Source organism: Parapusillimonas granuli (genome assembly GCF_013416525.1).
GTDB classification, from domain to species: Bacteria; Pseudomonadota; Gammaproteobacteria; order Burkholderiales; family Burkholderiaceae_B; genus Parapusillimonas; species Parapusillimonas granuli.
Genome location: NZ_JACCEM010000030.1, coordinates 1 through 1,111, shown reverse-complemented (window position 1 = coordinate 1,111; position 1,111 = coordinate 1). Strand labels below are relative to the sequence as shown.

The following is a 1,111-nucleotide window of genomic DNA, read 5'->3' as shown; positions in this document are numbered from 1 at the left end:
TTCAGCGGGTCTGACCAGGCCCGCTTTGAGCTTGTCTTTCAGGCGGTAAGAATTTCCTCGTATGTTCATAGTGATGGCATGGTGCAGGACCCGGTCCAGAATCGCGGTGGCTATCACCCGGTCCCCGAAGACCTCCGCCCAAGCCCCGAAGCTCTGGTTGCTGGTCAGGATCATTGGTCCCTTCTCGTAGCGTCGGCTGATAAGCTGGAAGAATAGATTGGCGCCTTGCCGATCAATGGGTAGGTATCCGATCTCGTCGATGATAAGCAGGCGCGGAACCGTATAGAACTTCAGCTTTTCCTCCAACCGGCCTTCGCTGGTCGCTTTGGTCAGCGTCGCAATCATGGCCGCAGCGGTGGTAAACAACACACGATAGCCGGCTTCGATAGCTCTGATTCCCAGACCGACAGCCAGATGGGTTTTGCCCACACCGGGTGGCCCCAATATGACGATATTCTCGCCGTGTTCGATGTAATGACACGAAGCCAGGGTCTCCACCTGTTTGCGGTCAATGGAAGGCTGATAGGTGAAGTCGAAGCTCTCCAGGTCCTTCACGAAGGGGAACTTGGCCAGCGAAGTACGCATGGTCACGTTCTTGGTCGTTTTGTTGGCCACCTCCTCACCCAACAGCTGGTCCAGGAAGTCGGCATAGGACAACTCGTCGGCCGTCGCCTGCTGCAACACGGCTTCGAGACGATCGCGGCTCTTAAACAGGCGCAGCTTGACCATATGCTCCTGTAGTCGCTCCAATTGGCCGGCCATCATCGCGCCACCTCTTCGTAGACGCGCAGATCGCGCACTTCCACTTCCGCCGGCCCCCACCAGCGACTCAAGGGCTCGGCGCCCGACAGGCTAAAGCGTTGGCGGCTATTGCGAGCCACCGCGCCCGGCCCATGCTCGGGCAGAATACGCATCTGATAGCGTCCTGCCAACAAGGGATGTTCCGCAACGATGTCATTGCCATATTGCACGCGCAGCACACCGCCCACAGGGGTGATTTGCACCTCCTTGCCGATGAGACCAAAGGGCACCGAGTAGCGATTGCTCTGGTAGCTCACCAGGTAGTCCTCGGCGACGATACGCGAGACACTGCGTCTTTCGCCAAACGGGC

General features: G+C 58.4%; 2 protein-coding genes. Both read right to left on the bottom strand.

Features of this window, described 5'->3' with window-relative positions:
- A partial coding sequence (istB, locus tag H0A72_RS21910; protein ID WP_425502565.1) for an IS21-like element helper ATPase IstB occupies positions 1–750 on the bottom strand: 750 nt, incomplete at its 3' end.
- Between the two features lie 11 nt (positions 751–761).
- Positions 762–1,111 (bottom strand): Mu transposase domain-containing protein (locus H0A72_RS21905; RefSeq protein ID WP_425502564.1); only part of this gene is annotated, 350 nt, incomplete at its 5' end.